Genomic DNA, 26,504 nt, shown 5'->3' on the forward strand with positions numbered 1-26,504 from the left:
CACAGGGCCTGGTCGACGATCGGCGTGAGAGCCTGGCCGATCCGCGGCATCGCCAGGAACAGGATCGATCCGTCCGTGACTCCTCCGCTCCTTGAAGGGAGCGGCTTCTCGCTAAGCCGCTTGCGCAGCCTCACGAAGGGCAAGCCCTGCCCTGAGGATGTTGACCGCCGCGTTCACGTCGGCGTGCGCGGCATGCCCGCACGCCGTGCACGCGAACGCGGCCTGGGTGAGGCGGTTCTCCTTCGCGCAATGCCCGCAGCGCGAGCACGTGCGGGAGGTGTTGCGGGGCTCGACCGCGATCAACTCGCGACCGGCGCTTTCAGCCTTGTCCGCGAGGACCGTCAGGAACACCCCCCAACCCGCATCCAGAATCGAACGGTTCAGCCCGGACTTGGCGGCGACGTTGCGGCCGGGCTGCTCTGCGGTGCCGGACGCCGACCGCGTCATGTTCGCGACCTTCAGCGCCTCGTGCACGATGAGGTCGTAGTCCCGGACCAGGGCGAGTGCGGTCTTGTGGGCGTGGTCGAGGCGCTGGCGCCGCACCTGGGCGTGCAGCGCCGCGACCCGGGCCACGGCCTTGCGGCGGCGCCGGGAGCCGCGCTGTTTGTGGGCGAGGTCGCGCTGCGCCGCCGCCAGGCGGTCGGCGGAGGCGGCCAGGTGACGCGGGTTGGCGATGTGCCCGCCGTCGGAGGTGGTCACCAGGGAGGCGATGCCCAGGTCGATCCCGGCGGCGGCGCCGGTGGCGGGCAGGGGCTGGGCGGGCACCTCGTCGCACGACAGGATCACATACCAGCGGGAGCCCTCCCGCTGCACGCTGATCGTCTTCACCCGCCCCTTGACCAGGCGGTGCCGGTGCACGCGGACGTGCCCGACACCCTGCAGCCGCACGAACGTGGCCGACGGGTGCTCGGGCTGGGAGTCCCACCGGCAGCCGTCGCCATCCTTGGGCCAGGTGACGGTGTCGAACCGGCCGCGGCCCTTGAACCGGGGGAAGCCCGGCGTGCGCCCGGCCTTGACCCGGTCGAAGAACGCGGCGAACGCCTTGTCCAGGCGGCGCAGGGTGGCCTGCTGGGAGGAGAACGACCAGCGGCCCTGCCCGCCGGGGTCATCGGCGCGGACGTGTTTCAGGTCGGCGGACTGATCGCCGTACCGAACCGTCACGCCGGCCTTGCGATAGGCGGTGCGGCGGTGCTCCAGAGCGGCGTTGTAGAGCTGCCGGTGGTCCTCCAGGCACGCCGCGAGCGCCGCCGCCTGTCGGGCGGTGGGGCGCAGCAGGAACGTGAACGACCTGTGCACACCCACCTCCCATCACGTTCGGTAACGATAACACCACGATATCGGCTAGCGACGGTAAAACCAGGAAGGACATCCACGATGCGCGGACCTGACAGGTCAGGGCACGCTCGGGCCTCGGCGGCCCTCCCGCTCCCGATCCCCCCTCACCTAAAGGCGACGGTCCCCTCGAGGAGATCTGATGGAGACCAGCAGGACGGGTCCCCGGCCTGCGCCGCGAGGAACTCGCCCACCTGGCGGGGGTGAGCGCCGGTTATACACACGGCTGGAGCAGGGGCAGGCGGGCACCGCCTCCACCCAGGTGCTCGACGCCCTGGCCCGGGTGCTGCGGCTGGACCGGGTCGAGACCGCCCACCTGCACAACCTCGCCAGGCGACCGGCCGGCCCGCGACTGTCCGCGCCGCCCGCGGAAGAGCCCCACTCACGGGTCCTCTCACTCCTGGCAGCCCTGGGAGAGTCGACCCCGGCGCTGGTTCTCGGCCGCCGCGGCGACGTGCTGGCGTGGAACCGTGCAGGCCATGCGCTGTTCGCCGAGCACCTTCCCTTCGACGCGCCGTGGCAGCCGGACGGCCGCCCGTCCGTGCCGCGGATGTTCTTCCTCGATCCGTTCACCCGCGACCTGCACCGCAACTGGGAGGAACTGGCCCGCGTCCATGTCGCCTACCTCCGGCTCACCGCGGGCCGGTTCCCGACCGACGCGCGTCTGGCGGAGCTGATCGGTGAGCTCACGATGCGCAGCGACGAGTTCGCGACGATGTGGGCCGGCGGGGAGGTCTCCGACTGCACTGCCGGGACGATGCGCCTGCGGCATCCCACGGTCGGCGCCCTGAGCGTGGACTACCAGGTCTGGCTGCAGCCCGACAGCCCCGATCACCGGTTGGAGGTGTACACCCCGAACGGCCCGGGCTCGGCCGACGCGCTGCGCATCCTCACGCAGGCCGGCGCTGAGGCCGATGCCACGGTCGCCGGTGGCGGCTGAGAGGGCACTTCAGGCGGCTCCGCCGCCGAAGAAGCCGACCAGCGCGGGGGCCAGCACGTCGTCGGGCACACCGTGCCAGTCACCCTTGAGTGCCAGATGGCGGCCCCGGGGAAGCGCCGCCGCCGCGCCCTCGGCCCAACCACGCAGGCGGTCGTCGCTGGACTCGCTGCTGATGACCAGGGCGGGAACGGTGACGAACCGGAGCGCGTCGTGGGAGAGGGCCGAGGTCATCCGGCTGTCGTAGGCGAGCGTGTGCGCGATGCCCTCCAGCATCGGGAAGAAGGGGGCCTGCCGCATGCCCGCGGTCATCTCCTCGGGGACGCCGATGCTCCGGTGGAAATGCTCGACCGCGTCGGCCCGGCGGCCGGCGGTGACAAGCTCGTCGATCTCCGCCGCGAGATCACCCTGGTCACCCTCCTGCGACGACCGGTCGAGGTCGATCGGCGGTTCGAGAAGCGAGAGCATCGAGATCGGCACCCCGGCCGCCGCCGCGAGCAGGCCCAGGACGGCGCCGGAGGAGAACCCGTGGACGAACGCCGATCCTCCGCTCGCCTCGATCACGGCCGCGAGGTCCTCGATCTCCCGCCTCACGGCGTACGGCGGGGTGTCGCCGCTCTCGCCCCGTCCGCGCCGGTCGTAGGTCACCACCGTGAACCTGTCGACGAGGCGCTCGGCGAGCGGGCCCATGGGCCCGAACCCCCGGAAGCCGCCCGCGGCGTCGACCATGACGAGCGTCGGTCCCGCCCCAACCTGCTCCAGTGCGATCCGCGTGCCGTCATGCGATGTCACCGTGGTCACGGCGCTCCTCCATCCGCTGGACGGCCTCCGACGCTACAGAGCGCCACCGACAAATCCGCATGTCCCAGGAGAGCTTCCGGAGCCTGGTCAAATCTCACGTTTCTCTGCCTGCTCGGGGGCGCCGTGCGTCCGCACCGTCCATCGTGGCGGGCCCGTACGAGCTGAGGCTCCTTGGCCAGGCCATGCACGCATCAGACGACCGGCGGTGAACCGCCGATGTTCTCGAAGCGTGAACGGCGCAGCGGTCAATCGTGCTCGACCACCGCAGCGGGATCGACCTTGACCGCCAGATGCCCGATCGCCGAGTGCGCGCGGCCCGCGATTGGGGCACGGTGGTGGCGGTGGAGCTGCACCCTATCCCCGATCGACTTCGTGACACTGCCGCGCTGGTCTCCGCGTTGGAGGAGGTGGGAAGCATCTGATCACGATGGATGACGGGATCGATACCACGGCTGGTCGGGCGCCCCTGGCGTTCACCCTGCTTCCGGCCGAGTCGGGCCAGTCGGCAGGGTCGGGGCAACCGGAACGGCACTGAGCCCATCCTGCACACGCTTCCCCATGGTCGCAATGTGCGGTATCTCCCTATATCTCCCTTAGTCGGGCTAAGGTGCCGAGATGAGAATGTTCATCCCCAGTGTGAGCGAGGATCGCACGCTCGACATCGCCGAAGGCCGCGACAAGCTCGGGTTCGTCGTCTCGCGTGCCGTCCACTCCGGTAAACCGACCGTGATCACCCGTTCGGCGGAGGAACGCGCCGTCCTGATCTCCGAGTCCGACTTCGAAGACTTCGTGCGGCTGCTCAATGACGAACAGACGCGCTACATCAAAGATCAGATCGCCGCCCAGCAACGCGACGGCATCGAGATGCGCCGCTACGCCACCGCAGAAGAGCTGTACGCCGGTTTCGGGATGAACCCCGACGGCACCCCCCTCCCTCCGGACGCGCCACGGCCTGCGTCCCTCGTGGTCTCCCTCATGGTGATCCTCGACCCGGCCGAATCCGCCGACATCGACCAGTGGCTAGGAGGAGTGCGCCAGGATCTGGACGGAATCGAGATCGACAAGGCCGAAGCGGTGCGGGCGCTGCTCCGCGTGGCCCGCAGCCGGACCGATGTGCGGCAGGCACTGATAGAGGAGCTGAAGCGCGTCAGCTGACCGCAGTCGGCGCCCCTCTCGGCCCCTTTTCGGGGGGCCGGGGGCGCCCGAAAATCGCAAGCTGCGCCCACCCCGGGCACGACCTCTGCAAGATCTCTTTTCTTCTCCTGCCCAGGATCCGCGCTTGCACCCCCATGCCCCCGGCGGGGCTCCGTGCGCTCCGCACCGGATCAGGGGAACTGGTCAGCTTCAGGCTCGACCTCGACCGCGGGTACCCAATCGTCGAGTGTGCACGTCCAGCGGGCTCGGATCCCGCACCCAGCAACTCCCCGACGCGGTCCAGGCGCTCCGCGTGCCTCAGCGATGCGGCAAGCAGCTCGGCTCCGGAGTCGTCTCTCAGGATCACCCGGTCAGACAGCGCCGGAAGGCTCGAACAGACGTGGTTTGGGGAGCCTAACGGGGAGCCTAACGAGGCATTTGGGGAGCCTAACGGGGAGCCGACCCCGCCGGACGCCCTCAGACCCCATCAGGCCTCTTCAGACTGTTCGTGCAGGTCAGAGCATTTCAGGTGAGCTTCCGGAGCCTGGTCACGGCCTCGTCGATGACCTCGTCCCGTTTGCAGAAGGCGAAGCGGACGAAGTGCCGGCCGCGTTCGGGGTGGGCGTAGAAGACCTGGGTGGGGACGGCGACCACCCCGGCCAGGGACGGGAGTTCACGGGCCAGGGCCAGGCCGTCGGCGAAGCCCAGGGGGCGGATGTCGGCCTGGACGAAGTAGGTCCCGTCGGGGCGGTAGACCTCGAAACCGGCGGCTGAGAGCCCCTCGGCGAGGCGGTCCCGCTTGGCCTGCAGGTCGGTGCGGAGGTCGGCCACCCAGTCGAGCTCGTGGCGCAGGGCGTAGGCCACGGCGAGCTGCCAGGGGGCGGAGGCGGTGAAGGTGAGGAACTGCTTGACGGTCTGCACGGCCCGGACGAACGGCGCCGGAGCGCAGATCCAGCCCGTCTTCCAGCCGGTCACCGAGAAGGTCTTGCCCGCCGAGGAGATCATCAAGGTGCGCTCGCGCATGCCCGGGAGGGTGGCGAGCGGAACGTGCGGGACGCCGTCGAAGGTCAGGTGCTCGTAGACCTCGTCGGTGATCGCGACCAGGTCGCGTTCGGCGCAGAGCCCGGCGATGGCCTCCAGCTCCGCCCGGGTGAACACGGTCCCGGTCGGGTTGTGCGGGGAGTTGACCAGGATCGCCCGGGTCCGGGGTCCGGCGGCCGCCCGCAGCTCGGCCGGGTCGAAGGTGAAGCGGCCCTCGACGGGACGGAGCGTGACCGGGCGGAGCACGGCCCCGGCCAGCGCGACGGAGGCGGCGTAGGAGTCGTAGTAGGGCTCGAAGACGATCACCTCGTCGCCGGCCTCGCAGAGCGCCAGGACCGCCGCCGCGATCGCCTCGGTCGCCCCGACCGTGACGAGGACCTCCCCGTCGGGGTCGTACGCCAGGTCGTAGTGGTCCTCGCGGTGCTCGGAGACGGCCTGGCGCAGCTCCGGGACGCCGGGGCCGGGAGGGTACTGGTTGAGGCCGTCGCGGACCGCCTCGACCGCCCGTTCCAGCATCGCGGGCGGCCCGTCGGTGTCGGGGAAGCCCTGCCCCAGGTTGACCGAGCCCGTCCGCAGGGCGAGCGCCGTCATCTCGGCGAAGATCGTCGTACCGAACTCGCGCATCCGCGCCACCAGGGGATCACTCACGGACGCCAGCGTAGCGGGCACACCGCGGGCGGCCCCGGCCGAGCAGAGCAGAGCCGCTCGGACCCGAGCGGAGCCGGGTGGCATGGCCTGGCCGCCAGGCGGTGACGGCGTCACGACGTCTGCGGAAACTGTACGGTTTCCGGGGACGTGGGGAGGATTCGACGGTGTTGGTGATCCACGGGGTCTGGGCCGGCGACCGGCTGGCGCTCTGGGCGGAGGATCCGTCCCGCCCCGCTCCGGGCGTCTCCCGGGCGAAGGTCCGCTCTCATCCGTTCTCGGCTCCGGCGGCGGACGTCGCCGCCGGTCTGCGGCACTGGGGAGAGGCCGCGACGGCCGCGGGTGAGGCCGTCGAGGACGAACTCGTCCTGCTCCTGCCGAGCTCGGCCCGGAGCCCGCTGCCCTCCCCCGACTCCGGGATGGAGGCCGCCGCCCGGCAGCCGAGGATCGCCTCCTGGCGCGTGCCCGCCCTGCTCGTCGGGCCCGGTGCGGCGCTGGACCTGCTCGACCGCCTCGACGAGGCGGTCCGGCCCCCCGCGGAGAAGCGCGAGCCCGACGAGTCCCCGGACGGCTCCGACGCCCCGCCGGCGCCGGTCCCGGGCGCGTCCCTGCGCTATCTCGCCGTCGTCGCGGAGTACGCGCGCGAACTGACCCGCCGCGGCCAGGTGCTGCCCCGGCTCGTCACCGAGGAGCAGGGCCACGCGGCGCGGTGGCGGCCGGTGCTGACCGGCCCCTACGCCGCCCGCTTCCACGCGCTCGCCGCCGCGATGCCCCCCGTCTGCCGGGCCGTCGGGGAGGAACGGCCCTCGGCCCGCGTGCTGCTCGCGGCCCTGGCCGGCCTCACCGACGCGGCGGTACGGCGGGCGCTCCCCGACCGGCTGCTCGGCGGCCACCGGCCGGGGCGCCGCAGCCCGCTCCCGGACCGCTGGATGGTCGCCCTCACCGGGGAGGACGCCGTACTCGGCGCACTGACCCAGGCCGAGGCGGACGGCCTGGCCCGGCCGCTCCAGGAATGGTTCGAATCGGCACACCGGTTCGACACGGCGGTCAGGGTCTGCTTCCGTCTGACCGAACCCGAACCCGAACCCGAACCCGGACCGCCCCTCCGGACCGATCCCACCGCGGAGCACCCCGGACACGACGGGCACGACGGATCCGGCGGCCGGTCCGCGCAGCCGCCGGGCGGTCCGTCCTGGCGGGTGGAGTTCGCCGTCCAGTCGTCGCAGGATCCGAGCCTCTGCCTGCCGGCCCCGCTCGTCTGGGCGGGCGAGACCGTCCCCGGCCTCCCCTCCCGGCCCGACGAGGCGCTGCTCGCCGGGCTGGGCCGGGCGGCGCGGCTCTACCCCGCGCTGGAGGAGGCGCTGCGCACCCCCGCACCCTCGGAGCTCGTCCTGGACACCACGGGCGCGTTCCTGTTCCTGCGCCGGACCGCCCCGCTCCTGGCCGCCGCCGGGTTCGGCGTGCAGCTGCCCGCCTGGGCGGGCCGGACGGAGCTGGGGCTCAAACTCACGGCCCGTTCCCGGGAGACCGATCCCGGAGCGGCCTCCGGCCCGGGGCTGGGGCTGGACCGGCCGGTGGACTTCCGCATGGACCTGGCCGTCGGCGACGAGACGATCGACGAGGCGGAACTGGCCGAGCTGGCCAGGCTCAAGGTGCCGCTGGTCCGGGTGCGGGGCCGCTGGGTCGAGCTGGACGACCGGCAGCTCGACGCCGCGCTGAAGGCCGTCGGGAACCGCCGGGCGGGCGTGATGACGGTCGCCGAGGTGGTCCGGGAGGTCGTCCGGGGCGGTGACGACGAGGTGCCGCTGGTCGGGGTGGACGCCGACGGCCTCCTGGGGGACCTGCTCTCCGGAGAGGTGGACCGCCGGCTGGAACCGATCGCGACCCCGGCCGCGTTCCACGGCGTGCTCCGGCCGTACCAGGAGCGCGGGCTGTCCTGGCTCGCCTTCATGTCGAGCCTCGGGCTCGGCGGCGTCCTCGCCGACGACATGGGTCTGGGCAAGACCGCGCAGACCCTGGCCCTGCTCCTCCACGAACGCGCCGGCGGCGCCCGGCCGGGGCCGACCCTGCTGGTGTGCCCGATGTCCCTGCTCGGCAACTGGCAGAAGGAGGCGGCCAGGTTCGCCCCCTCGCTCGACGTCTACCTGCACCACGGCGCCGCCCGGCTGCGCGGCGCGGAGATGGCCGAGCGGGCGGCGCGGGCGGACCTCGTCCTCACCACGTACGGCACCGCCCTGCGGGACCGGGAGGCCCTGGCGGCTCCCGCCTGGGCGCGGGTCGTCTGCGACGAGGCCCAGGCCGTCAAGAACAGCGCCGCCCGGCAGGCGCAGGCCGTACGGTCCCTCCCGGCGGGGAGCAGGCTCGCGCTGACCGGCACGCCGGTCGAGAACCATCTGGCGGAGCTCTGGTCGATCATGGAATTCTGCAACCCCGGGCTGCTCGGCTCGGCCAAGGCGTTCCGGGAGCGCTACCGGGAGCCGATCGAGCGGCACGGCGACGAGCAGGCGGCGGCCGCGCTCCGGCGCGCCACGGGGCCGTTCGTGCTGCGGCGCCTCAAGACCGACAGGACGATCATCTCCGATCTGCCGGACAAGATGGAGATGAAGGTCTGGTGCAACCTCACGCCCGAGCAGGCGGCCCTGTACCAGGCCGTGGTCGAGGACATGATGGGCAGGATCGACGGCAGCGAGGGCATCGAGCGGCGCGGCAACGTGCTCGCCGCCATGACGAAGCTCAAGCAGGTCTGCAACCACCCGGCCCACCTGCTCAAGGACGGGTCGCGGCTGCCCGGCCGGTCGGGGAAACTGGCCCGGCTGGAGGAGCTGGCCGAGGAGATCGTCAGCGAGGGGGACAAGGCCCTGGTGTTCACCCAGTACACCGAGTTCGGCGCGCTGCTCCAGCCGTACCTCGCGGCGCACCTGGACCGGCCGGTGCTCTGGCTGCACGGCGGGCTGCCGAAGAGCCGGCGCGACGCGCTGGTCGAGCGGTTCCAGGACGACGACGAGCCGATGCTGTTCCTGCTCTCGCTCAAGGCGGCGGGCACCGGGCTCAACCTGACCGCCGCCGGCCACGTGGTCCACGTGGACCGGTGGTGGAACCCCGCCGTGGAGGACCAGGCGACCGACCGGGCCTTCCGGATCGGCCAGACCCGGAACGTCCAGGTCAGGAAGTTCATCTGCGTGGGCACCCTGGAGGAGCGGATCGACGAGATGATCGAACGGAAGAAGGCGCTCGCCGAGAGCGTCGTCGGCACCGGCGAGGACTGGATCACCGGTCTGTCCACCGACCGGCTGCGCGAGCTGTTCCGGCTCGGGCCCGAGGCCGTCGCGTGAGCGGCGAGGGCGGCGAGCCCGGTGCGGACCGGCCGGAGCTGTTCGACGTGGCCGACGTGCCGTTCGCCGAGCGGCTGGCGGACTTCTACCAGCCGGGCGTCTCGCCGGCCCGCCTGCGGGAGCACGCGCGGCTGCCCGACACCCCGCCCGACCTGCTGCTGCGCATCCTCGACGCGCCGCCGGTCAAGGCGCGGCACATCCCGATCCTGGACCTCCTGCGGCCCGCCTACCGCAGGCTCGCCGGAGACGACGGCACCTGAGATCCCGGCCCTGCGGCCGGGACCTTCCCGCCGGCGGTGAGGAGACCCCCGCCCGCCGCTCCGAGCGCGGGGGGCGGGAGGCGGGGTCTCACAGCTGCTCGGCGATGGCCTCGCGGTACCAGTGGTAGCTGGCCTTGGGCGTGCGCACCTGGGTGGCGTAGTCGACGTGGACGAGGCCGAAGCGGGCGGCGTAGCCCCGGGCCCACTCGAAGTTGTCCAGCAGCGACCAGCAGAAGTAGCCGCGCACGTCCACCCCCGCGCCGATGGCCGCCGCGGTCGCGGCCAGGTGGTCGCGCAGGTAGGCGACACGGCCGGTGTCGTCGAGCTCGCCGGCGTCGCCGTAGCCGTTCTCGGTGATGAAGACCGGCGGCAGGCCGGGGTAGCGGGCGGCCAGGCCGGTGAGGGTGTCGTGCAGGCCGCGCGGCTCGATGCGCCAGCCGAGCCCGCTGACCGGCGGCCCGTCGGGCGCCACCGTGCGCACGCCGATGTCGAAGGCCGAGCGCAGCGCCGGGTCGGGCTGCTCGTACGGCGCGTCCGCGGCGTGGATCGGGTAGTAGTAGTTCACCCCGAGGAAGTCCAGCGGCGCCGAGATGAGCGCCAGGTCACCGTCGCGGCGGAACGAGAAGTCGCTGATCTCCCCGTAGACCTTCGCCATGTCGCCGGGGTAGGCGGCGCCCAGCAGCGGCTCGGTGAACTGCCGGTTGACCATCAGGTCCATGCGGCGCGCGGCGGCGGCGTCCTCGGCCGAAGTGCTCGCGGGCACGGCCGGGGACATGTTGAGGGTCACGCCGATCTGCTCGCCGGCGCGGGCGTTCGCCCGCATCCTGGCGACCGCCAGCCCGTGCCCGACCAGCAGGTGGTGCGCGGCGGCCAGCGCGCCGTGCCCCTCCCGGGCGCCGGGCGCGTGGCGGCCCTCGGCGTACCCGGTGATCGAGGAGCAGTAGGGCTCGTTCAGCGTGATCCAGTACGGCACGCCGTCGAGCGCCCCGTGCACGGTCTCCGCGTACTCGGCGAAGTGCTCGGCGGTCTCGCGGACCCGCCAGCCGCCGCGCTCCTCCAGCGCCTGCGGCAGGTCCCAGTGGTAGAGGGTGACGAACGGGGTGATGCCGCGCTCGTTCAGCCCGTCGACCAGGCGGCGGTAGAAGTCCAGTCCCCGCTGGTTGACCCGGCCGTCCCCGTCGGGGAAGACGCGCGGCCAGGCCACCGAGAGCCGGTAGGCGCCGACGCCGAGGCCGGCCATCAGCTCCACGTCCTCCCGCCAGCGGTGGTAGTGGTCGCAGGCGGGGTCGCCCGACTCCCCCGCCGCGACCGCGCCCGGCACCCGGGAGAAGGCGTCCCAGATCGACGGGCCGCGCCCGTCGGCGTCGACCGCCCCCTCGATCTGGTACGACGAGGTGGCGACCCCCCAGACGAACCCCGGGGGGAAGAGCCGGGTCTGCCGGGCTCGTTCTTCGATGGCCGTCATCCCTTGATCGCTCCAGACATGATTCCTCCGATGATCTGTCTGCCGAGCAGCGCGAACACGACCACCATGGGGATGGTCGCGATCACGGTGCCGGTCAGCACGAGTGCGAAGTCGGTCGTGTAGCCGCTGGCCAGGGTGGAGAGCGCGACCTGGACGGTCGGGTTCTCCGGGGTGAGCACGACCAGCGGCCAGAAGAAGTCGTTCCAGGCCTGCATGAAGGTGAACAGGCCGAGCACGGCCGCGGCGGGCCGGGCCGCGGGCAGCACCACGTGCCAGAACAGCCGGATCGTGGTGCAGCCGTCCATCCGTCCCGCCTCCAGCAGCTCGTCGGGGACGGCGCTGGAGAGGTACTGCGTCATGAAGAAGACGCCGAACGCCGTCACCAGGCCGGGGACGATCACCGCTTCGATGCGCCCGGTCCAGCCCAGCTCCCCCATCATGATGTACAGCGGGATGATGCCGAGCTGGTGGGGGACGGTCGTGGTGGCGATCGCCGCCACCAGCAGGCCCTTGCGCCCCCGGAAGCGGAGCTTGGCGAAGGCGAACCCGGCCAGGGTCGAGAAGAGCACCACCGAGACGGTGACCGTGCTCGACACCAGGAACGAGTTGAACAGGGCCTGCCCGAAGGCGGTGGTGTCGAAGACGCGGGCGATGTTCTCGAACAGGTGGCCGCCGGGGGTCAGCACCGGCGGCACCTTGCCGATCGCGTCGTTGTCGTGCGAGGCGACGACGAGCGACCAGTAGACCGGGAACAGCGAGCCGAGCAGGAACGCGATGAGCGCCGCGTAGGTCCAGAAGCCCGCGGTGCGCGGTGCCCGGACCTTGCGCCGCCTCGGCTCGCGCGGGGCGTCGGGCTTCTTCGCGGGTGCGGGGGTGAGTGTGGTCGCCATGGTTCAGCCGCTCTTGATCCGTCGGGTGATGGAGAAGTTGACCAGCGCCATGACCACGATGATCAGGCAGAGGGTCCAGGCGATCGCCGAGGCGTAGCCGAACTCGTACAGGCCGAAGCCCTGCTCGTACAGGTAGAGCCCGACGGTCTGGAACTGCCGGTCGGAGCCGCCCGTCGGGTTGCCGGTGCCGGACTGGAAGAGCAGCGGCTCGGCGATGATCTGGAAGCCGCCGATGGTGGAGACGACGGCGGTGAAGATGATCGTCGGCCGGAGCATCGGGATGGTGATCTTCCAGAACTGGGTCCACTGGCCGGCCCCGTCGATGGTGGCGGCCTCGTACAGGTGGTCCGGCACGGCCTGCATGGCCGCCAGGTAGATCAGCGCGTTGTAGCCGGTCCACCGCCAGATCACGATCATCGAGATGGCGATGTGGGAGCTGAGCGTGCCGGCCTGCCAGTCGATCGGGTCCAGGCCGACCAGCTGAATCACCCAGTTGACCATGCCGAAGTCGCGGCCGAAGAGCTGGGCGAAGATGATCGTGACCGCGACGATCGAGGTGATGTTGGGCAGCAGCACGCCCATCCGGAAGAACGTCCGGGCGCGCAGGCTCCGGTTGAGCATGTGCGCCACCACCAGGGCGACCAGCAGCTGCGGGATCGTCGACAGCAGCCAGATGCTGACCGTGTTGAACAGCGCGTTCCAGAAGTAGTCGTCGGTGAGCAGCTCGGCGTAGTTCTCGAACCCCACCCACTGGCGGGTCGTCTCCAGCAGGTTCCAGTCCGTCATGGAGACGTAGGCGGTGTAGAGCAGCGGGAACAGGCCGAGCGCGCCGAACAGCAGGAAGAAGGGGGCGATGTAGATGTACGGCGAGCCCTTCACGTCGAGCGTGTAGGCGAGGCGGCGGCGCGGCCGCGTGGTCACGGAGGTCATCGGTGTCTCATCCCTGGTACGGGTCCCCCGTACGGGCCGGCGGAGGCCTCGTGGAGGCGGCCGGGTCCCGTGGAGGCGGGCGGGTCCTCGCGGGAAGGGGAGCCGGCGGGCCCTGACCGCCCGCCGGCTCCCGGCTCTTCTCCCGGGTTCACTTGTCGATGCGGTCGATGTCCTTGAGGATCTGCGCCCACGCCTCGTCGGCGCTCTGCTTGCCCTCCTCGACCCGGTTCATCCCGTCGCGGATGGCGGTCTGGATGTCGCCGGCCCGCGGCCCCTGGTACTGCGGCTTGAGGTTGAGCGCCGCGGTGGTGAAGATCTCGCCGATGGGGGCGTCGTTGAAGAACTTGTGGGTCAGCTTCTTGACCTCGGGCTTGTCGTAGGTCGCCACGGTCGACGGCAGGATGCCGTGCTTGGTGAACACCTTGATCTGCTGCTCGGGGGCGGTCAGCCAGGAGATCAGCTCGACGGCCTCCTTGGGGTGCTTGCTCTGGGCGGGCACGGTCAGGTAGGCCCCGCCCCAGTTGCCGCCGCCGCCGGGGATGGCGGCCACGTCCCACTGCCCGGCGAACTCCTTGCCCTGGTCCTGGATCTTGGCGAGCATCCAGGCGGGGCAGGCGATGGTGGCGAACTGGCTCTTGGCGAAGCCGGTGTTCCACGCGGGCGAGCTGCCGACGAGTTTGGCGGACTGGCCGCCGGCGACGGCCTCCAGGACCTGGTCGTAGGCCTTGCGGAGCTCCGGGTTGGACGCGACGATGACCTGGTCGGAGGTGTCGTAGTAGCCGACGGGCATCTGGCCGACCATCGCGTTGAAGACCTGCGGGGCCCCGTCGAAGAAGGCGGCGCCCTCGGGCTTGTTGGCGGTGTACTTCTTGCCGGCCTCGAAGTACGACGTCCAGTCGGGCCAGAGCTTGGAGACCTCGTCGCGGTCGGTCGGCAGGCCCGCCTTCTCGAACAGGTCGCGGCGGTAGCACATGGCCAGGCCGCCGACGTCGGTGCCGTAGCCGATCTGGGCGCCGGTCTTGGCCAGGGACGCCTCCCACTTCCACGGCAGCCAGCGGTCCTTCAGGGCCGCGGCCCCGTGCTGGTTGAGGTCGGTGAAGTGCTGGGGCTGGCCGCGGAACTGGGCGATGAAGCCGGTGTCGATCCCCTCGATGTCGGCGGCGCCCTGCTTGGTCGCCAGGTGGGCGGCGAGGTTGCGGTGGTGGTCGTTGTAGGCGGAGGTCCGCTCCACGATCTTGATGTTCGGGTGCGCGGCCTCGTACTCGGCGTAGAGCTCCTTGAAGCCCATGTTGCCGAAGAGGTTCAGGCTCAGGGTGATCTTCTCGCCGCCGGAGGCGCCGGCTCCGGCGTCGCCTCCCTGCGATCCGCAGCCGGCGGCGAGCACGCCCAGCACGGCCGTTCCGGCCAGCACGCGCAGCATTCTCGAGGACATGGGTACTCCTTTTTCACGGCAGGAGAGATGTGTCCCAGAGATGCGGAGGATGTGCGACCGCGGGCAACACGCGGTGGACGGAATTTCACCGACAAAACGTCTCCCTGTCAAGTGGCGAATTAACGGTGTGAGGTCCGGGCCATTCGGCGGCACGGGAATCCGGAGTTCTTCCCGCGGTGGCGGAAGGTTGGGCCTTGACGCGAGGGGAACGGCGGGCTACGGTCCCGTGTAACCGGTTACATGAAACCGGTTACATGCAGAGATGCGATAGTGTGCGGTCGTGGCAACGATCAGAGAGCTGGCACGTCAGTGCGGCGTGTCGGTGGCGACAGTCTCCCGAGTCTTCAACAACCCCGAGGTGGTGAACCCCGACACCCGCCAGAACGTCCTCCGCGTCGCGGCGCGCATCGGCTACCTGCCGAACGAGTCCGCCCGGACCCTTGCCACAAAGAAGTCCTACATGATCGGCCTCGTCTGGGACACGCACCACCGGCGCCCCGGATGGCGGCACCCTTTTCTCCAGGAAATCCTCATCGGCCTGAAAACAGCGCTGAGCGAACGGGGATATCACCTTCTCATGCTCGCCACGAGCGACGGTGAGGGAAGCCACGACCGTGCCGTGAGAAGACACAATCTCGACGGCGTGGTCTTCATCGACAACGGCACGCAGGACCCCGCCCTGCTCCGGCTCGCGGAGAGCGGCGTGCCCTGCGTCTCACTGGACCGCCCGGTCACGGGGCCCCGGGCGACCCACGTCATCTCCGACAACGCCGGCGGCGCCCGCACCGCCGTGGAGCACCTGTACGAACGGGGCAGGCGGGCGATCGCCACGATCGCCGGGCCGGGCCGTACGGTGCCGGGCGCCGAGCGGCTGGCCGGCTACCGCGCCGCGCTCGCCGGCCTCGGCCTGCCCGCGCGCGACGGCCTCGTGGTCGAGGGCGACTTCTACCTGTCCGGGGGCTACGCCGCGATGCGGCGCCTGCTGGAGGCCGACGAGCGCCCCGACGCCGTCTTCGCGGCCGGCGACGAGATGGCGATCGGCGCGATGCGCGCGATCGCCGAGGCGGGCCTGAAGGTCCCCGAGGACATCGCGGTGGTCGGCTTCGACGACATCGAGCTCGCCGCGCTGGTGCAGCCGGGCCTGACCACCGTCGCCCAGGACAAGGCCGGCTTCGGCACGGCCGCCGCCGCCACCCTCGTCGCCATGATCGACGGCACCGCCGCCGTGCCGCCCCCGCCCAGCGTCCTGCCCACCGCACTGATCGTCCGCGGCACGACATAGCACCGGCGGGCCCACCGCGGAGCCCGAGACAGAGGCGGGGTCGCCCCAGCGGCGAACGGTGCGGCCCCGGCCGGGCGAATAGGGTGATCCGGTGACACGCAGGCTTCACGAGCTGGACGCGCTCCGCGGTTTCGCCATCTGCGGGATCATGGTGGTCAACACCTGGCAGCACACCCTCGGCCACCTGGAGGACCCGGGGCGGACCCCCGTCGACTGGGCGGTGGAGAACCTGCTTCAGGGCCGGTTCTACCCGGTCTTCTCGTTCCTGTTCGGCCTGAGCTTCGTGTTGTTCCTCCGCTCCGCCGCCGGGCGGACCCCGCATCCCCGCCTGGCACTGCTGCGCCGTCTGGCCGTGCTGGCCTGCTTCGGCGCCGTGCACTGGGCGGTCAACCCCGGCGAGGTGCTGCTGCCGTACGCGCTCTTCGGGATGCTGGTGCTGCTGCCCGCCTCGTTCCTGCCGCGCTCGGCGGTGCTGCTGCTCGGAGTCGCCGTGACGGCGTGGGCGGCCTCCCTCGGCGGCGGGTTCGTCGCCGGCGGGGTGTTCGTGGTGGTGCTCGTCCCGGGGCTGTTCCTGATCGGGGCGGCCCTGATGGAGTACCGCCCGCCCGAGCGTCTGCTGCTCCCCGCCTTCCTGGTGAGCGCGGCCGCGGGCGGGTGGCTCGTCTGGCTGTGGAACGGCACGTACGCGACGGGCCTCTACACCGCCGCCGGGCTGGCCTGCGCAACGGCCTACTGCACCGGGCTGCTGCTCCTCCTGCGCACCCGGCTGCGCGGCCCCCTCACGGCCGTCCTCAACCCGCTCGGCCGGATGGCGCTGACGAACTACCTGGTGAGCACCCCGGCCATCCTGCTGTCGCTGCCGCTGCTGACCGCCGACCCGACCCGGCTGTCGGGGGTGGCGCTGGCGGCGGCCGTCCTCGCCCTGCAGGTCGCCTTCAGCCGCTGGTGGCTGGCCCGGTTCCGGTACGGCCCGCTGGAGTGGGTGTGGCGGTGCCTGACGTGGATGGAACGGGTCCCGAACCGCCGGATAGGGTCGGAGCCGTGACCCGCATCGCCCTGTGCCAGATCCCGGTCTCCACCGACCCCTCCGCCAACCTCGACCAGGTCCGCCGCTCCATCGAGCGGGCCGCCGCCGACGGCGCGGAGCTGGCGATCCTCCCCGAGGCCTCGCTCACCCGGTACGGCCGGCGCATCACCGAGCTGGCCGAGCCGCTGGACGGGCCGTTCGTCACCGGGCTGGCCGAGTCCGCCCGCGCTCACGGCCTGGCCGTGATCGCCGGGGTGTTCGAGTCGGGCGCGGATCCGGGCGCGGATTCAGGCACAGAGCCGGGCACGGAGCCGGGTGCCGGGCCCATCGCCGGGGACGGGCGCGCGCCCCGGGTGCGCAACACCGCGGTGGCCATCGGCCCCGACGGGGAGCTGAAGGCCGCCTACCGCAAGATCCACCTGTTCGACTCCTTCGGCGCGCGCGAGTCCGAGCTGGTCGAGCCGGGCGACGAGCCGGTGGTCGTGGAGCTGGCCGGGCTCCGGGTCGGCCTGGTCACCTGCTACGACCTGCGCTTCCCCGAGCTGACCCGGGCGCTGGCGGACCTCGGGGCCGACCTGTTCGCGGTGATCGCCGCGTGGGGGTCGGGGCCGATGAAGGAGGAGCACTGGACGACCCTGGTCCGGGCCCGCGCGATCGAGAACACCACCTGGACCGCGGCCGTGGGCCAGGCGCCGAACCCGGAGGCCGCCGACGGCTTCGGCATCGGCCGGAGCCTGCTGGTCGACCCGATGGGCGTGGTCCGCGCCGACCTGGGCCCGACCCCCGCCGTGCAGACGTGCGTCCTGGACCCTCAGGTCACGATTGTCACCCGCAATGCCCTCCCGTGCCTCGAACACCGACGGCTTTCTCCAAAGAGATCGTAAAATGCCATCCGTGAGTGAGCCCCCTGGACGCAGAACGCAGATGCAGAAGGTCATCCCGCCCCGGTTGCTCGTGCCCTACCTGGCCGGTCAGCGGACCGTGATCTCGGGGTACGTCTACCGGGTGCAGGACTGCGTCCGGCTGACCACCCCCGCGCAGCTCTTCATGGGCCTCGACCTGGGGTTCGACGGCTCGGAGCTGGCCGTCACCGTGCCCGAGCTCTACCTCCTGCGCTGGTTCGCCCGGGACGTGGACACCTACGTCGTGCCGTACGGCCCGCACATGGGCGGCGACTGGAACGATTCACCGCCGTTCGCCGGGAACGGCTTCACCACCTCGCGCGAGCACGTCGTGCCGCAGTTCCACACCATGCCGATGCCGATCCCCCCGGGGGCAGAGATCATCCACGTGACCATCGACCGGGAGGAGCGGCCCTTCGCCCTCTACGACGGCCTCACCTGGCGGCCCGCCCCATGAGCGCGGAGATCGAGCCGGTGGCGTCGGGCTTCGTCGCCCGCTATCGGGAGCGCACCTACGCGGCGGCCCTGGGCCCGGACGCGGGCGAGGTCGTGCTGTTCAGCGAGGAGGCCGCCGACGGCTTCGAGCCCGCCCGGGGTTACTGGCGGGCCGCGGTCGCCCGCGAGGACCTCGAGTGGCTGGTGCTGGTCCGCACGGTGGGCGCGTTCGGCGGCGAGCCGTGCCTGGTCCTGGACGCCACGGAGGAGAACGGCGAGGAGAGCCTGCACATCGCCTACACCGGGCACAGCGGGCTGAAGGCCGAGGCGCTGGGCTACTGGATGGTCGACCACGGCGCCTACGAGGTGGTGGTCCCCCGCGACGAGGTCGTCTCGGTCCGGATCGAGCGCGTCCCGGTCCCGCTCACTCCGGCCAAGTCCGAACCGTAGTCCCCGCCCGACCGGCCCGCTACAGCCCGAGCCGGCGGCGGTGAGCACGCGGGCCGGGGGCACGGAGAGGGGACCGTCTGCCGGCGTCTCATCTCGTGACCCCGCGCCCCGCTACAGCCCGAGCCGGCGGTAGCGGGCGAGCCGGGCGGTGAGCCGGTCGGCCGGGTCCCCGCCCAGCAGGCGGGCGATCTCGTACTCCAGCACGGCGCCCACCCGGCGGCAGAACTCCTCCGGCTCGTAGGCGGCGTCCGGCGACTCCGGGACGATCCGGTCCACGATGCCGTCCCGGCGCAGGTCGGTGGATCTCACGCCCTGGGCGGCGGCGATCTCCGGGGCGAAGTCCACGCTCCGGTAGAGGATCGCCGAGGCCCCCTCCGGAGGAAGCGGGGAGAGCCAGGCGTGCTGGGCGGCCAGCACCCGGTCCGCCGGCAGCAGCGCGAGGGCCGCGCCGCCCGCGCCCTCGCCGAGCAGCAGGCAGACCGTCGGGGCGTCGAGCATCACCAGGTCGGCCAGGCAGCGGGCGATCTCGGCGGCCAGGCCGCCCTCCTCGGCCGCCTTCGACAGCGCGGCGCCGGCCGTGTCGATCACGGTGACCAGCGGCAGGCCCAGCTCCGAGGCCAGGCGCATGCCTCGCCGCGCCACCCGGAGCCCGGCCGGGCCGAGCGGCGCCACGGACCGCTGGCGGTACCGGTCCTGGCCGAGCACGACCGCGGGGGCCGCGCCGAACCGGGCCAGGGCCAGCAGCAGGCCGGGGTCGTTCTCGCCGGTGCCGGTGCCGTTGAGCGGGGTGACGTCGCGGGCGCCGGACCGCAGCAGTTCCCGCACGCCGGGCCGGTCGTCCCGCCGGGAGCGGGTGATGGCCTCCCACGCCCCGACCGCCGGGACGTTCCCGTCCGGTTCGGGCCCGGGATCCAGGCCCTCGCGCGGGGCGCAGAGCACGGCCAGCGCCCGGATCGCGATCTGGCGGGCGTCCTCGGCGGAGACGACGGCGTCGACCAGGCCGTGCTCGAAGAGATTCTCGGCGACCTGCACCCCCTCGGGGAAGGGGTAGCCGTGCAGCGACTCGAAGACCCTCGGCCCCAGGAAGCCGATCAGCGCGCCCGGCTCGGCCGCGGTGACGTGCCCGAGGGAGCCCCAGGAGGCGAACACCCCGCCGGTGGTGGGGTGGCGCAGGTAGACGACGTACGGCAGGCCCGCGGCGCGGTGCGCGGCCACCGCGGCGGTGATCTTCACCATCTGGGTGAAGGCGAGCGCGCCCTCCTGCATCCGGGTCCCCCCGGAGGCCGGCGCGGCCAGCAACGGGAGCCGCTCGGCGGTGGCGCGCTCGACCGCGGCGGTGAGCCGCTCGGCCGCGGCCAGTCCGATCGACCCGGCCAGGAAGGAGAACTCGCACGCGACGACCGCGACCCTGCGCCCGTCGAGCAGGCCCTCCCCGGTGATGACGGACTCGTCGTACCCCGAGCGGGCCCGCGCCGCCGCCAGCTCCGCCGCGTAGTCGGACCCCGGCTCCGCGGGGTCGGCGGGCGGGGTGTCCCACGACCGCCACGTGCCGGGGTCGAGGACGGCCGCGATCAGGGCCCGCGCGTCCGGCCGGCCCGGTCTCACCGCGGCGCTCCGTTCTCGTACGCCGCGCCGCGGGCACCCGCTCCCCGCGCGTGCCCCACGCCGCGGACGCCCGCTCCCCGCATCCGGCCGCGCGCCGTACGGCGGGCCCTCAACGCTCCCGCTCCTCGAGCCAGGCCAGCACCTCGTCACCGTGCTGGCCGAGGGCGGGCGGGGCGGTGTGCTCGCGGGGCGGCTCGCCGTCGAAGCGGAGCGGGGGGCCGGGCAGCTCGACGGGGCCGAGCACCGGGTGGTCCACCGTCACGACGAGCCCCTGCGAGCGCGTCTGCTCCCAGGCGTAGACCTCGTCGATGGAGCGGATCGCCCCGGCGGGCACGCCGAGCCCGCCGAGCGCGGCCAGCCAGTGGCCGCGGTCGTGGGCGGCGAGCGCCTTCTCCATGTCGGCGATCAGCTCGTCGCGGTGCGTGAACCGCTCCCGGTTCGTGGCGTACCGCGGGTCCTCCGGATCGATGCCCAGCAGGGCGGCGACCTTCCGCCACTGCCCCTCATTGGCCACCGCGATCTGGATCATGCCGTCGGCGCAGCGGAACGCACCGTAGGGGGCGATCGAGGCGTGGTGGTTGCCGCCCGCCCCCGGCACCCGGCCGCCGACCGTCCAGGCGGTGCCGTGGTAGGAGTGCACGCCGGTCACCGCGGCCAGCAGCGAGGTCCGCACGACCTTCCCCCGGCCGGTGCGCGTCCGCTCGTACAGGGCGGCGGCCACGCCGTAGGCGCCGTGGATGCCGGCGAGCAGGTCGGCGATCGAGGCGCCCACCCGGTACGGCTCGGCGGACGACGGGCCGGTGAGGCTCATCAGCCCGGCCTCGCCCTGGGCGATCTGGTCGTAGCCGGGTCGGCCGCCCTCGGGGCCGTCGTGGCCGAACCCGGTGATCGACAGGACGACCAGGCGGGGGTTGAGCTCGTGCAGCCGCTCGACGGAGAAGCCCAGCCGGTCCAGGACGCCGGTCCGGAAGTTCTCGACCAGCACGTCGCTCTGCCGTACCAGGCGCTCGACCAGGGCCCGGCCCTCGGCGGACTTGAGGTCGAGCGCGATCGAGAGCTTGTTGCGGTTGGCGGCCAGGAAGTAGGTGGAGATGTCACCCTCGGGGCCGACGAAGGGCGGGCCCCAGCCCCGTGACTCGTCGCCCCCGTCGGGGTGCTCCACCTTGATCACTCTGGCGCCGAGGTCGCCGAGCATCTGCGCGGCGTGCGGCCCGGCCAGCGCGCGGGACAGGTCCAGGACGACGATGTCGCCAAAGGCTCCCTGCAAGATCGACCTCCGGGTGAGAGTCGCCGATCCTAGCCGAACAGGGCCCGGAAAGGCACGGGGGCGCACGGCGGGCGTGCGAGCTCTCCGTGCGGAACGATACCCGCGGGTAACCTCCGTGTCTCCTCCCCCGCCGGCTCCGGCCCCGCCGTCCTCGCGCGGCCGGGTGGCACCATGGGGGGATGGCGGCCACGATCTCCTTCCCGGACCTGGCCGCGATGGTCGGGGCGCTGCCGCCGTCGTGCGGGCCGGTGCGGATCGTCGCGGTGGACGGGCCCGGCGGCTCGGGGAAGACCACCTTCGCCGGACGGCTCTCCCGCGCGCTGGACGCCCAGGTGATCCACAGCGACGACTTCCCGGTGCCGTGGGACGAGCCGCCGGCCGCCTGGTTCGCGCACGTCGAGGAGCAGGTGCTCGGGCCGCTGGCGGCGGGCCGGGCCGGCGGTTACCGGCGCTACGACTGGGTGCGGGGCGTGTTCGCCGAGCGGGTGGACGTGCCGGTCGCACCCGTCCTGGTGCTGGAGGGCGTGAGCACGGCCCGCCGCACGGCCCCGGTCGCCTACGCGGTGTGGGTGGAGGCACCGCGGGAGCTGCGGCTGGCCCGCGCCCTGGCCCGGGACGGCGCGCACCTGGAGCCGCAGTGGCGGACCTGGATGCGTGCCGAGGACGAGTGGTTCGCCGCCGACCGCACCCGCGAGCGCGCCGACCTGCTGGTCGACGGCACGGTGGACGTCCCGGGCGGCTTCGCCCCGATCGCCGCCTCCGGCTGAGCTCGGCCGAGGGCTCCCCGCCCCACGGCGGTCCGGGCGCGCACGCCGCCGAGCCGCCGGTCGGCCTGCCGTCAGCGTCCGCGGAGCAGTTCCTCGGTGTAGGCGGCCAGCCGGGCGGCGTCACCGGGGTCCAGCGTCCTCAGGGACGGGTCGACCGGCTTCCCGCGGTCGATCGCGGAGAGCGGATCCGCCGGCGGGCGATCGATCCACCCGACGATCGGCCGGACCGCGTCGGCCACCGGGCGGGCGAAGAACCTCGCGAGCAGTTCGATCGAACCGCGGACCAGCGGATGCTGCTGGTCCCCGGTCCCGCTCCGGGTGAATCCAGGATGGTAGAGGACATAGCGCACCCTGCTTCCGGCCTGGCCGGCGAACGCGACGCCGAGCAGGTCGTTCGCCCGGCCGGCCTGGAGCTGGGCGCGCACCTGGCCGTAACGGCGCGTCAGCTGAGGGTCCTCCCAGAAGATCCGGCCCGCGGTGTTGCCGACACCGGCCACGTTTATGATCACCGGATCGGGGGCGGCGTCGAGGAGCGGGCGCAACCGGTGGCCGAGCAGATAGCGGCTCAGGTAGTACAGGGCGAAGGTGGATTCCAGTCCGTCCTCCGTCTCCCTGCGTCTGGGGCTCACCCGGTTGGCGAACAGCACCAGCGCGTCGATGCCGTCATGGCTGTCGGAGATATGGGCGACGACCCGTTCGACCTCGGCGATCGAGGACAGATCCGCCCGCACGAACCGCAGGTTCGGGCTCGCCGCCCTGTCGAGCAGGGCCCGTCCCTTGACCTCGCTGCTGCCGATGACCGTGACGCGGTCTCCCCTCGCGAGCCGCTCCAGGGCGGTCGCGCGGCCCATGCCGTCGGTGCCGCCGCTGATGATCACGTTCTTCGGTGGTGGTCCCGGCACGCCGTCCTCCGTAGTCTCGATATCGGCTGGTTCGATGGTGGAACACCGCGCCCGAGGCGGAAAGAAGGCAGTTTCATGTCCGATGCGTACACGCGTGTTCCCTCCGTCCTCACCCACCGGCTGCCCCGCCCGGTACCGGCCGACGAGCTCGCCGCCTGCCCGGTCGGGGAGGTCTTCCGGCGGATGGGGGACAAATGGAGCATGCTGCTGGTGGTCCTGCTCGGGAGCGGACCGCACCGGTACGGTGAGCTGCACCGGGCCGTCGAGGGCATCAGCCAGCGCATGCTGACCCGCACGCTGCGCGGTCTGGAGACCGACGGGCTGGTCTGGCGCGAGGTGCACCCCACGACGCCCCCCGCAGTCGAGTACGGTCTGACTCCGCTCGGGCTGACACTGCTCGAACCCCTGTCGGCGCTGGCCGACTGGGCGGTGCGCCACGAGGCGGAGATCGGTGAGGCCCGATCCCGCCACGGAGGCGCCCGGGCTCCGCGGTGACCGCGCGGGGGACGTCCCGGAGGGGCCGCGCTACGGGGCGTGCAGGACCGGCGCGTCCAGCGCCCGCACCGTCGGGTCGTCCGCGCCCACGTCGGTGACCACTCCGGCGACCTCGGCCAGGGGCAGCACGGCGAACCGGGAGGCCGCGCCGATCTTCTCCGAGCTCGCCAGCACGTAGGTGTCGGCGGCCCGGCGCGCCAGGGCGCGTTTCATCGCGGCCTCGTCGGCGTCGCCGGTGGTCAGTCCCGCCTCGGGGTGGACGCCGGTCACGCCGAGCAGGAAGAGGTCGGCGTTCAGTCCCCGCGCGGCCTCCATCGCGGCGGCGCCGCAGGCGACCATCGAGTGCTTGAACAGCCGCCCGCCGATCAGGTAGACCTCCACGTCCCGGTGGTCGGCCAGCGCGCTCGCCACGGTCGGGCTGTGCGTCACGACGGTGGCCCGCAGGTCGGGGGGGAGCGCGCGCGCGACGGCCAGGGCGGTCGTGCCGCCATCGATGATCACTGTGCTGCCCGGCCCGACGAGCGCGGTCGCGGCGGCCGCCACCCGCTGCTTGCCGGACACCTGGACCTCCCGGCGGGCGGCGTAGTCGGCCGTCGCGGGCGACGCGGGCAGCGCGCCGCCGTACACCCGCTGGCACAGCCCCGCCGCGGCGAGGTCGCGCAGGTCGCGGCGGATGCTGTCCTCGGACATGCCGAGTTCGGCGGCGAGGTCCTTGGCGACGATCCGGCCGTCCGTACGCAGGCGTTCGAGCAGCAGGTCACGGCGTTGAGCGGCAAGCATGCACGTTTCTCCTTGTTTTTTCCGATTATTGCACGATACGGTCGGCACCATGCTCATTCTGATCGCAGGCCCCTACCGCTCGGGCACCGACGACGACCCCGAACTGATGGCACGCAACCTGGCCCGGCTGGAGGAGGCGGCGTGGCCGATCTTCCGCAGCGGCCACGTCCCCATGATCGGCGAGTGGGTCGCGCTCCCCGTGCTGCGCGGCGCCGGCGGCACCGGACCGGCCGACCCGGTGGCCGAGCAGATCATGTACCCCACCGCGGAACGCCTGCTGCGGCACTGCGACGCGGTGCTGCGGCTGCCCGGCGAGTCCACCGGAGCCGACCAGGACGTCCGGATCGCCCGGGAACGCGGCCTGCCCGTCTACCACCGGCTCGAGGACGTCCCCGGCTACCGGTCCACCGAGGAGGACGATTGACCGCTCTCCGGCCATGACTTGACTTCCGCGATCACCGTAATGCCTCTTTCGCTAATCGATTAGCGAAAGAGGCATTACGGTGATCGAGTTCCACCTCGACCGGGGGTCGGGGATGGCGACCTACCTCCAGCTCGCCCAGCAGGTCAGGCAGGCCCGCGCGGCCGGACTCGACCAGGACGGCATGGAGACGCTCTTCGCCCTGGCACTCGCCGGATCCCCTACGGAGGAGACGGCATGACCCCCGCGCTGCGGACGCCTGGCTGGTCAGTGGAGCCTGGATCGATCCGGCGGAAATGGAACTCGCGGAACCGCCCACCGGGGTCCGCCGCCGCCGGACGACGGAAGCCCGGGGTTCGCGCCACCCAGGTGACAGAGCGCATCCGTATGGGTACAGTGGTTGTGCCGCCCCTCGCTGAGGGGAGTGGAAGTGAGCCCGGGTGGACCGCCGGACGACGGAAGCCCGGGCTTTGCGCTATTCAAAGCTCAATCAACGGAGATCCGTTCGATCAGCACCCCTCTACCGAGCGCCTTCACCAGGCTTTCCTCTCCGATCTCTGCCAGCGAAGCCGCGCCTGCGACGATGTCCGGCATCCATACCAGCGGATCCGCAATCGGATTCCGCCAAGCAGCCCTGATCCGGTCCGGAAGCATGCTTCTGATACGCATGATGTCGATCATTTTCCTATCCGAAGCATCAAGCTGCGGCCCTCGAGATTCGAAGACCACCTCTCCGATATCGCGGTTCGACGATTCCCAGAGCAGGCGCTCCATGCATTTCCTGCGGGCGCGTTCCTGGCGGCCGCGGTCCAGGCCCGTGCCGATGACGACGATGCCGCAGGGCCGGAGGGCGCCGATGGCCTCGACCAGCTGGACACGGCGCTTGTCCTTCTCGTCCCGCCAGTGGAGCCGCCGCTGGTTGCGCAGGAGCAGGCCCCACAGGACCGCCCGATAGCCTTCCGCGCACGTCGGGGGAACCAGTACGGCCGCCATCAGGTACAGACCGGACGACACGCGCATGGATTCGTCAACATAGGCGAAGTGCGGGGGATTCACGACGGATCATGCTAGTCCGATCGATGACCTGGCGTGATGAAATCATCACTCAGGGTCCGCACTCGCATGCGGCAGGCGGATGATCAGCGAGTCTGCACCGAATCTTCACCCCGGCGAACCCTCGCCCTCTTGCCGTACTTATCGAATATCGATAGATTATCATCGTTGCTCGATAGAAGGAGAGACGATGGGAAAGCTGACAGTGCACGCGCTGCGCGCCGTGCTCGCGGCGCTGCTCGCGGGTTCGGTGTTCGTGCAGGCGGTGATGGTGCCGCTGCTCGCCTCCGACCTGGAAGGGCTGCGCCCGGAGTTCGCCTACCTGCGCCCCCCGCTGCTCGCGATCGTCTTCCTGGGCGTCGTGGCCGCCCAGGTCGTCCTGGTCTGCGTGTGGCGGCTGGTGACGATGGTGCGCCGCGGGACGGTGTTCTCGCACGCCGCCTTCCGCTACGTGGACATCGTGATCGGCGCGTTCACGGCGGCCGCCCTCCTGGTGTTCGCGCTCGGGGTCGTCCTGGCGCCGGGCGACCCCGTCCCCCCGGGCGTCGTCCTGCTGATCGGCGGGATCGGCCTGGCGGTCCTGGGGGTCGCGCTCGTCGTGCTCGTGCTGCGGATGCTGCTCGCCCAGGCCGTCGCGCGCGACGTCGAGGCGACGCGGATGCAGGCCGAGCTGGAAGAGGTGATCTGATGCCGATCACCGTCGACATCGACGTGATGCTGGCCAGGCGGAAGATGTCCGTGGGCGAGCTCGCGGACCGCGTCGGGATCACGCCCGCCAACCTGGCGGTGCTCAAGAACGGCCGCGCCAAGGCGGTGCGCTTCACGACGCTCGAGGCGCTCTGCGAGGCGCTGGACTGCCAGCCGGGAGACCTGCTGCGGTGGGAGGCCGGGGACGCGGGGAACGCAGGGGACGCCCTGC

Annotated in this window: 27 protein-coding genes and 1 pseudogene; 16 read left to right on the forward strand and 12 right to left on the reverse strand. The window is 72.2% G+C overall.

Annotation, left to right across the window (positions count from 1 at the left end):
• Positions 1-111: 111 nt before the first annotated feature.
• Positions 112-1,296, reverse strand: a complete 1,185-nt coding sequence (locus tag HS048_RS26810) for a transposase (RefSeq protein WP_307832656.1) — start codon at positions 1,294-1,296, stop codon at positions 112-114.
• A 298-nt stretch (positions 1,297-1,594) separates the two neighbouring features.
• Here HS048_RS26810 and HS048_RS26815 point away from each other — a divergent pair, with 298 nt between their 5' ends.
• A complete protein-coding gene (locus HS048_RS26815) occupies positions 1,595-2,272 on the forward strand; it encodes a transcriptional regulator (protein WP_307832657.1) in 678 nt (225 codons plus the stop codon).
• Between the two features lie 9 nt (positions 2,273-2,281).
• Here HS048_RS26815 and HS048_RS26820 read toward each other — a convergent pair whose 3' ends face one another.
• Complete coding sequence (locus HS048_RS26820) at positions 2,282-3,070, reverse strand: alpha/beta fold hydrolase (RefSeq protein ID WP_196469030.1); 789 nt, start codon at positions 3,068-3,070, stop codon at positions 2,282-2,284.
• Between the two features lie 251 nt (positions 3,071-3,321).
• On the opposite strand from HS048_RS26820, the gene HS048_RS26825 reads away from it, so the two are divergent.
• Both HS048_RS26825 and HS048_RS26830 read left to right on the forward strand, forming a co-directional pair.
• Positions 3,322-3,492 (forward strand): hypothetical protein, encoded by a 171-nt coding sequence (locus HS048_RS26825; protein ID WP_157237456.1) that lies wholly within the window; start codon positions 3,322-3,324, stop codon positions 3,490-3,492.
• Between the two features lie 193 nt (positions 3,493-3,685).
• Positions 3,686-4,225, forward strand: coding sequence for a type II toxin-antitoxin system prevent-host-death family antitoxin (locus HS048_RS26830; RefSeq protein WP_196469031.1), 540 nt, complete (start codon positions 3,686-3,688; stop codon positions 4,223-4,225).
• A 504-nt stretch (positions 4,226-4,729) separates the two neighbouring features.
• On the opposite strand, the gene HS048_RS26835 is transcribed toward HS048_RS26830, so the two are convergent.
• Positions 4,730-5,893 (reverse strand): pyridoxal phosphate-dependent aminotransferase, encoded by a 1,164-nt coding sequence (locus HS048_RS26835; protein WP_196469032.1) that lies wholly within the window; start codon positions 5,891-5,893, stop codon positions 4,730-4,732.
• Between the two features lie 164 nt (positions 5,894-6,057).
• Between HS048_RS26835 and HS048_RS26840 the strand changes: the two genes are divergently transcribed.
• Positions 6,058-9,222, forward strand: coding sequence for a DEAD/DEAH box helicase (locus tag HS048_RS26840; RefSeq protein WP_196469033.1), 3,165 nt, complete (start codon positions 6,058-6,060; stop codon positions 9,220-9,222).
• Positions 9,219-9,482, forward strand: a complete 264-nt coding sequence (locus tag HS048_RS26845; RefSeq protein WP_196469034.1) for a hypothetical protein — start codon at positions 9,219-9,221, stop codon at positions 9,480-9,482. The genes HS048_RS26840 and HS048_RS26845 overlap by 4 nt, the downstream gene beginning before the upstream one ends.
• Before the next feature lie 88 nt (positions 9,483-9,570).
• On the opposite strand, the gene HS048_RS26850 is transcribed toward HS048_RS26845, so the two are convergent.
• The 4 genes from HS048_RS26850 to HS048_RS26865 form a co-directional block, all read right to left on the reverse strand.
• Complete coding sequence (locus HS048_RS26850) at positions 9,571-10,947, reverse strand: GH1 family beta-glucosidase (protein ID WP_196469035.1); 1,377 nt, start codon at positions 10,945-10,947, stop codon at positions 9,571-9,573.
• Positions 10,944-11,837, reverse strand: a complete 894-nt coding sequence (locus HS048_RS26855) for a carbohydrate ABC transporter permease (RefSeq protein WP_196469036.1) — start codon at positions 11,835-11,837, stop codon at positions 10,944-10,946. Before HS048_RS26855 ends, HS048_RS26850 begins: the two co-directional genes overlap by 4 nt.
• 3 nt (positions 11,838-11,840) lie before the next feature.
• Positions 11,841-12,767: a carbohydrate ABC transporter permease gene (locus HS048_RS26860; protein WP_196469037.1), complete on the reverse strand. Its 927-nt coding sequence runs from the start codon at positions 12,765-12,767 to the stop codon at positions 11,841-11,843.
• A 148-nt stretch (positions 12,768-12,915) separates the two neighbouring features.
• A complete protein-coding gene (locus HS048_RS26865) occupies positions 12,916-14,199 on the reverse strand; it encodes an ABC transporter substrate-binding protein (protein WP_068895831.1) in 1,284 nt (427 codons plus the stop codon).
• Positions 14,200-14,479: 280 nt separating this feature from the next.
• Between HS048_RS26865 and HS048_RS26870 the strand changes: the two genes are divergently transcribed.
• From HS048_RS26870 to HS048_RS26890, 5 genes are all read left to right on the forward strand, one after another.
• Positions 14,480-15,481 carry a LacI family DNA-binding transcriptional regulator gene (locus tag HS048_RS26870; protein WP_068895832.1) on the forward strand — a complete coding sequence of 334 codons (1,002 nt, stop codon included), beginning with the start codon at positions 14,480-14,482 and terminating at the stop codon, positions 15,479-15,481.
• 91 nt (positions 15,482-15,572) lie between these two features.
• The gene (locus HS048_RS26875; RefSeq protein ID WP_307832658.1) at positions 15,573-16,526 is read left to right on the forward strand and encodes a DUF418 domain-containing protein; all 954 of its coding nucleotides are present in this window, start codon (positions 15,573-15,575) and stop codon (positions 16,524-16,526) included.
• Positions 16,523-17,392, forward strand: a complete 870-nt coding sequence (locus tag HS048_RS26880) for a carbon-nitrogen hydrolase family protein (protein WP_196469038.1) — start codon at positions 16,523-16,525, stop codon at positions 17,390-17,392. Before HS048_RS26875 ends, HS048_RS26880 begins: the two co-directional genes overlap by 4 nt.
• Positions 17,393-17,402: 10 nt before the next feature.
• Positions 17,403-17,867, forward strand: a complete 465-nt coding sequence (locus HS048_RS26885; RefSeq protein WP_307832659.1) for a hypothetical protein — start codon at positions 17,403-17,405, stop codon at positions 17,865-17,867.
• A complete protein-coding gene (locus tag HS048_RS26890; RefSeq protein WP_191896919.1) occupies positions 17,864-18,295 on the forward strand; it encodes a hypothetical protein in 432 nt (143 codons plus the stop codon). Before HS048_RS26885 ends, HS048_RS26890 begins: the two co-directional genes overlap by 4 nt.
• A gap of 111 nt (positions 18,296-18,406) precedes the next feature.
• Here the strand turns inward: HS048_RS26890 and HS048_RS26895 are convergent, their stop codons facing one another.
• Together HS048_RS26895 and HS048_RS26900 are read right to left on the reverse strand one after the other, a co-directional pair.
• On the reverse strand, positions 18,407-19,900 hold the full coding sequence (locus HS048_RS26895; RefSeq protein ID WP_196469039.1) for a carboxyl transferase domain-containing protein: 1,494 nt from the start codon (positions 19,898-19,900) through the stop codon (positions 18,407-18,409).
• 109 nt (positions 19,901-20,009) lie between these two features.
• Positions 20,010-21,167, reverse strand: a complete 1,158-nt coding sequence (locus HS048_RS26900; protein WP_196469040.1) for a CaiB/BaiF CoA-transferase family protein — start codon at positions 21,165-21,167, stop codon at positions 20,010-20,012.
• 179 nt (positions 21,168-21,346) lie between these two features.
• Here HS048_RS26900 and HS048_RS26905 point away from each other — a divergent pair, with 179 nt between their 5' ends.
• Positions 21,347-21,934: a uridine kinase gene (locus HS048_RS26905; protein WP_068895850.1), complete on the forward strand. Its 588-nt coding sequence runs from the start codon at positions 21,347-21,349 to the stop codon at positions 21,932-21,934.
• Between the two features lie 71 nt (positions 21,935-22,005).
• Here HS048_RS26905 and HS048_RS26910 read toward each other — a convergent pair whose 3' ends face one another.
• Positions 22,006-22,836, reverse strand: coding sequence for an SDR family NAD(P)-dependent oxidoreductase (locus HS048_RS26910; protein ID WP_307832660.1), 831 nt, complete (start codon positions 22,834-22,836; stop codon positions 22,006-22,008).
• Positions 22,837-22,911: 75 nt separating this feature from the next.
• Between HS048_RS26910 and HS048_RS26915 the strand changes: the two genes are divergently transcribed.
• Entirely contained in the window at positions 22,912-23,331 is a 420-nt protein-coding gene (locus HS048_RS26915) for a helix-turn-helix domain-containing protein (protein WP_196469041.1), read from the forward strand.
• A gap of 30 nt (positions 23,332-23,361) precedes the next feature.
• On the opposite strand, the gene HS048_RS26920 is transcribed toward HS048_RS26915, so the two are convergent.
• Positions 23,362-24,111: a DeoR/GlpR family DNA-binding transcription regulator gene (locus HS048_RS26920; protein ID WP_196469042.1), complete on the reverse strand. Its 750-nt coding sequence runs from the start codon at positions 24,109-24,111 to the stop codon at positions 23,362-23,364.
• Between the two features lie 49 nt (positions 24,112-24,160).
• On the opposite strand from HS048_RS26920, the gene HS048_RS26925 reads away from it, so the two are divergent.
• A complete protein-coding gene (locus HS048_RS26925; RefSeq protein ID WP_196469043.1) occupies positions 24,161-24,535 on the forward strand; it encodes a DUF4406 domain-containing protein in 375 nt (124 codons plus the stop codon).
• Positions 24,536-24,614: 79 nt separating this feature from the next.
• Positions 24,615-24,773, forward strand: coding sequence for a hypothetical protein (locus HS048_RS26930; RefSeq protein ID WP_196469044.1), 159 nt, complete (start codon positions 24,615-24,617; stop codon positions 24,771-24,773).
• Between the two features lie 245 nt (positions 24,774-25,018).
• On the opposite strand, the gene HS048_RS26935 is transcribed toward HS048_RS26930, so the two are convergent.
• A complete protein-coding gene (locus HS048_RS26935; protein ID WP_196469045.1) occupies positions 25,019-25,588 on the reverse strand; it encodes a hypothetical protein in 570 nt (189 codons plus the stop codon).
• Between the two features lie 187 nt (positions 25,589-25,775).
• Here HS048_RS26935 and HS048_RS26940 point away from each other — a divergent pair, with 187 nt between their 5' ends.
• A complete protein-coding gene (locus HS048_RS26940; protein WP_068895859.1) occupies positions 25,776-26,273 on the forward strand; it encodes a DUF2975 domain-containing protein in 498 nt (165 codons plus the stop codon).
• Positions 26,273-26,479 (forward strand): annotated as a pseudogene (locus HS048_RS26945) (helix-turn-helix domain-containing protein); the annotation flags it as partial. The gene HS048_RS26940 and the pseudogene HS048_RS26945, both read left to right, overlap by 1 nt.
• Positions 26,480-26,504: the final 25 nt, after the last annotated feature.

The sequence above is a fragment of the Planomonospora sp. ID91781 genome, assembly GCF_015711595.1.
Classification (GTDB): domain Bacteria; phylum Actinomycetota; class Actinomycetes; order Streptosporangiales; family Streptosporangiaceae; genus Planomonospora; species Planomonospora parontospora.

Bases quoted from the DNA above. Each gene is read 5' to 3' on its own strand.
- HS048_RS26830 (WP_196469031.1), top strand. From the start codon at position 3,686: ATGAGAATGTTCATCCCCAGTGTGAGCGAGGATCGCACGCTCGACATC.
- HS048_RS26850 (WP_196469035.1), bottom strand. From the start codon at position 10,947: ATGACGGCCATCGAAGAACGAGCCCGGCAGACCCGGCTCTTCCCCCCG.
- HS048_RS26855 (WP_196469036.1), bottom strand. From the start codon at position 11,837: ATGGCGACCACACTCACCCCCGCACCCGCGAAGAAGCCCGACGCCCCG.
- HS048_RS26860 (WP_196469037.1), bottom strand. From the start codon at position 12,767: ATGACCTCCGTGACCACGCGGCCGCGCCGCCGCCTCGCCTACACGCTC.
- HS048_RS26865 (WP_068895831.1), bottom strand. From the start codon at position 14,199: ATGTCCTCGAGAATGCTGCGCGTGCTGGCCGGAACGGCCGTGCTGGGC.
- HS048_RS26890 (WP_191896919.1), top strand. From the start codon at position 17,864: ATGAGCGCGGAGATCGAGCCGGTGGCGTCGGGCTTCGTCGCCCGCTAT.
- HS048_RS26905 (WP_068895850.1), top strand. From the start codon at position 21,347: ATGGCGGCCACGATCTCCTTCCCGGACCTGGCCGCGATGGTCGGGGCG.
- HS048_RS26915 (WP_196469041.1), top strand. From the start codon at position 22,912: ATGTCCGATGCGTACACGCGTGTTCCCTCCGTCCTCACCCACCGGCTG.
- HS048_RS26920 (WP_196469042.1), bottom strand. From the start codon at position 24,111: ATGCTTGCCGCTCAACGCCGTGACCTGCTGCTCGAACGCCTGCGTACG.
- HS048_RS26925 (WP_196469043.1), top strand. From the start codon at position 24,161: ATGCTCATTCTGATCGCAGGCCCCTACCGCTCGGGCACCGACGACGAC.
- HS048_RS26940 (WP_068895859.1), top strand. From the start codon at position 25,776: ATGGGAAAGCTGACAGTGCACGCGCTGCGCGCCGTGCTCGCGGCGCTG.